Source organism: Leucobacter sp. M11, assembly GCF_035726885.1.
Classification (GTDB): Bacteria; Actinomycetota; Actinomycetes; order Actinomycetales; family Microbacteriaceae; genus JAPFRB01.
On sequence record NZ_JAPFRB010000002.1, the window covers coordinates 67,463 to 71,808 of the forward strand.

5 protein-coding genes are annotated in these 4,346 nt (G+C 69.2%); all 5 read left to right on the top strand.

The features are described from left to right. Nucleotides 1-581, top strand: a 581-nt coding sequence (locus OOT08_RS04420; RefSeq protein WP_325091353.1) for a FecCD family ABC transporter permease, incomplete at its 5' end; no start/stop codon positions are given. Nucleotides 582-668: 87 nt separating this feature from the next. Continuing rightward, the gene (locus tag OOT08_RS04425) at nt 669-1,421 is read left to right on the top strand and encodes a CHAP domain-containing protein (RefSeq protein ID WP_325091354.1); all 753 of its coding nucleotides are present in this window, start codon (nt 669-671) and stop codon (nt 1,419-1,421) included. A gap of 134 nt (nt 1,422-1,555) precedes the next feature. Further along, nucleotides 1,556-2,023 carry an Lrp/AsnC family transcriptional regulator gene (locus OOT08_RS04430; protein ID WP_325091355.1) on the top strand — a complete coding sequence of 156 codons (468 nt, stop codon included), beginning with the start codon at nt 1,556-1,558 and terminating at the stop codon, nt 2,021-2,023. 2 nt (nt 2,024-2,025) lie between these two features. Continuing rightward, nucleotides 2,026-3,417 (top strand): aspartate aminotransferase family protein, encoded by a 1,392-nt coding sequence (locus tag OOT08_RS04435; protein WP_325091356.1) that lies wholly within the window; start codon nt 2,026-2,028, stop codon nt 3,415-3,417. A gap of 109 nt (nt 3,418-3,526) precedes the next feature. Then, nucleotides 3,527-4,060, top strand: coding sequence for a hypothetical protein (locus OOT08_RS04440; RefSeq protein ID WP_325091357.1), 534 nt, complete (start codon nt 3,527-3,529; stop codon nt 4,058-4,060). Nucleotides 4,061-4,346 lie beyond the last annotated feature (286 nt).

Here is a 4,346-nt window from a genome sequence, read left to right on the forward strand (position 1 = left end):
GAGGCGGGGGAATGGGCCGCGGCGGCTTCCGCCTCATCATCGTCGGCATCGGCGTCTCCGCGCTCCTCGGGGCAGCAAACACCTGGCTCGTGCTCCGGGCGGACCTCGACACGGCCATGTCCGCAGCGGCGTGGGGGGCGGGGTCCCTGAACGGGATCACTGCCGTGCAGCTCGCCGTCGGCGCGGGCACCGCGGGGCTTGCCCTGGCCGCCGTCGCCGTGCTCTCGGGCGGGCTGCGCCAGCTGGAGCTGGGGGACGACGGGGCCCTCGCCCGCGGGGTTCGGGTGCCCCCGGTGCGCACGGCGCTCATCGTGGCGGGCGTGGGCCTGACCGCCGCGGTGACCGCCGTTGCCGGACCCATCGCCTTTGTCTCCCTCGTCGCCCCGCAGCTGGCGCGACGGCTCTGCCGCTCCCCGGGGATCCCCCTCGCCGCGAGCGCCGGGGTGGGGGCCCTCCTCCTCACCGCCGCCGATCTAGCGGCCCAGCACGCGCTCCCCACCGCGATCCCGGTCGGCCTCGTCACCGTGGTGCTCGGCGGCGGCTTCCTGATCTGGCTGCTCCTGCGCGAGGTGCGCCGCTGATCCGTCAGAAACGACGTTGGCGCAGCGCGCGCCGCCCTCTATGCTGGGAACTCCCCGGGACCGTCCCGGCGCACCCGAAGGACGCCCATGACGCGCACACCCCGGTCCCCGCTCTCGCCGCTGCGCCGCATTGGCCTGGCCCTGTCGCTGAGCGCCGCAGCGCTCCTCCTGACTCCGCTCGGGGGCGCCCCCGCCGAGGCGGCCCCCCGCACCGGCACCGTGCTCAGCGGCCCGCTCAACATCCGGGCCCAGCCCACCACCACGGCCAAGGTGCTCCGGGTCACGCCCAAGGGGAAGCCCGTCTCGCTCGGCTGCCACACGCTGGGTCCCGCGATCACCGGCCCCTACGGCGTCTCGAAGCTGTGGTACTCCGTGACCGGCGGCGGCTGGGCGAGCGATGCCTTCCTCGAAACCGGCTCCAACCGGGCGGTGACCCCGCTGTGCGCGAGCTCGGTGGCCCGGCCGCTCGGGGCGACCCGGGCCGGGAACTGGGCCGGGGACACCGGGCAGTGCACCTGGCTCGCCTACGAGAAAGCAAAACAGTTCTCCGGCGCGTACCCCGCGCTCACCGGGAACGCGCGGGACTGGGCCGCCTCGGCCCGCGCGACCGGCTGGGCCGTCTCGCTCGATGCCCAGCCCAACAGCATCGTCGTGTTCCAGCCCGGAGTGCACGGGGCCTTTGGCGCCGGGCACGTGGCCTGGGCGACCAAGACCCAGCAGCGCGCCGACGGACGCTACGTCTTTGTTCAGGAGATGAACTTCCGGGGCTGGCGGGTCACGAGCGAGCGGTGGGTGAAGGACGTTCCCGGGATGAGCTTCATTCTGTTGCCCCCGCGCTGAGGCGGCACGGGGAAGCCCCCCGGCGAGCGAGAACCGTTGCCGTTCCGGGTAAATTATGCGGAAAAGCTCAGACACACCCGATGAACCCTTCGGATTCCTTTGCGAATTCGGGTTCGGAGTGCGAGAATCAGAGTGTGAGTGCAAAACGATCCTCCGGACCCCTCGACGATACGTCGAAGGCCATCATCGAGCAGCTGCAGACCGATGGCCGTCGTTCCTACGCCGAGATCGGGAAGGTTGTTGGGCTCAGCGAGGCCGCCGTGCGGCAGCGCGTCCAAAAACTCACAGATGCCGGGGTCATGCAGATTGTTGCCGTGACCGACCCGATGCGACTCGGCTTCAGCCGGCTCGCCATGATCGGCATCCGCGTCTCCGGCGACACCAGGGTCGTCGCCGACCGCCTGGCGCAGATGTCTGCCGTGTCCTACTTGATCCTCAGCGCAGGGTCGTTCGACATTATGGCCGAGATCGTGTGCGAGGACGACGCCGACCTGATCGAGTTCCTGAACAGTGAAATCAGGACCCTCGACGGGGTCGCGTCCACCGAAACGTTCGTCTACCTCGAACTGAAAAAACAAAAGTACGACTGGGGAACCCGATAAATATGTCATACAACCCTTCTGGCGAGCAGAACACTGCCGCCCTGCAGGCTAAGGCCGCAAAGCACCTCTGGCCGCACTTCACGTCGGCCAAGGTGCTCAACGACGGTATCCCGATCATCACCCGCGGTGAGGGACACCACATCTTCGACGCGGACGGCAAGAAGTACATCGACGGTCTCGCAGGCCTCTTCGTGGTCAACGCCGGCCACGGTCGCGAGCGCATCGTCCAGGCCGCTGCCAAGCAGATGCAGCAGCTGCCCTTCATGCCGATCTGGTCGTACGGCCACCCGGCCGCCATCGAGCTGGCTGAGCGCCTCTCGAGCTACGCACCCGGCGACATGAACAAGGTGTTCTTCACCACCGGTGGTGGCGAGGCCGTTGAGTCCGCCTTCAAGCTCGCGAAGCACTACTGGAAGCTCCGCAACAAGCCGATGAAGCACAAGGTCATCTCTCGTGCGGTTGCCTACCACGGCACCCCGCAGGGCGCCCTGGCGATCACCGGTATCCCCGACATGAAGAAGATGTACGAGCCCCTCACGCCCGGTGGCCACCGTGTTCCGAACACGAACCACTACCGCGCTGAAGAGGTCGGCGCTCCGACCGACCTCGAGGCCTTCGGCCAGTGGGCCGCCAACCGCATCGAAGAGGCCATCCTCTTCGAGGGCGAGGACACGGTTGCCGCTGTCTTCCTCGAGCCCGTGCAGAACTCCGGTGGTTGCTTCCCGCCTCCCCCCGGTTACTTCAAGCGCGTGCGCGAGATCTGCGACCAGTACGACGTGCTGCTCGTGAGCGACGAGGTCATCTGCGCCTACGGCCGCGTCGGCGACTTCTTCGCCTCCAAGGCCATGGGCTTCGAGCCCGACATCATCACCTCCGCGAAGGGCATCACCTCCGGGTACGCCCCCCTCGGCGCGATGATCGTTGCTGACAAGGTCTCCGAGCCCTTCAAGAGCGAGGACAACACCTTCTACCACGGCTTCACCTTCGCCGGCCACCCGGCCGCCGCGGCTGCCGCCCTGGAGAACCTCGACATCTTCGAGGAAGAGGACCTCAACGGCCGCGTCCGCGAGAACAGCCCCCTGTTCCGCGCCGAGCTGGAGAAGCTGCTCGACATCGACATCGTCGGTGACGTCCGCGGTGAGGGCTACTTCTTCGGTATCGAGCTCGTCAAGGACAAGGCCACCAAGGAGACCTTCAACGAGGAGGAGTCCAACCGACTGCTCCGCGACTACCTCTCCCCCGCACTGTGGGAGGCCGGCCTGTACTGCCGCGCCGACGACCGTGGGGACCCCGTCATCCAGCTCGCGCCGCCGCTGACCATCGGCCAGCCCGAGTTCGAGGAGATCGGTGGCATCCTGCGCAGCGTCCTGAAGGACGCTTCGTCCAAGATCTAATCGAGATCTGACCACCCCGAAGGCCCGGCCGCGAGGAATCGTAGCCGGGCCTTTGGCGTTCCCTGGGGGGGGGCATTCCCCGACCGAATCCCACCCGATGAGGCCCCGCATGACTGAACCTTCCCCGCCGCCGGGAAACCGCACGCCGCCGAGTGCTCCGCCCCGCCCAGCCCAGGACGCGTTTCCCCCGTACACCGCGCCCCCGCCGCCGCCGCGTCCGTCCCCGGCACGGCCCGGGCCGCGGGACCAGCCGCCCGCCCTCGCCCCGCCGCCCGCCGGGGCCGCCCGGCCCACGAACCCGCCGTCGCCCACGCGCGGTCCCGGGCGCAACGGCCTGGCCCTGCTCAGCCTCGTCTTCGCGGGACTGCTCGTCTGCCTCACGGTCATGCGGATCGTCGCGAGCATGGTCTACAGTCACAGCACCGAGCCGGGCAGCTATCCCGTCTTCCTCACGGTGCAGACGGGGCTGCAGGTGCTGGAGGGGCTCGTCGCGATCACGACCCTGGCGCTGGGCGTGCCCGCGTTGCGCAGGAGCGCCCCGGAGACGCTGCGCTGGGCGGCGATTCTCGCGCTCGGGGTCGCCGGGCCGGCCCTCGTCTTCCAGGTGCTGACCCTCGTGGATACGGCGCTCTGGTATGCCTGAGCGGCGACGGGCGCATCGCCTCCGGGTTTCACCACCCCGGGCGAACCGGTAACCCGGTAAACCGGGAACCACCGCTTCCGGATTCCCGGCCAGTGCTCGGGGCGGAGGCTGGGCACCTGACCGCTCCCAGCACGCCCCCTGCCGTGCCCGAGCATTCGGCGCAGCCCCCAGGTATGCAGCGGTGTTCTGGAGATGTTCCACGCCGAATGCGCTGAGCACCTACGCTGGAGCTATGAGCGACCCGACGCAGCCCACGCAGGCCACACCGATCCCGCCGGAGGGCCCA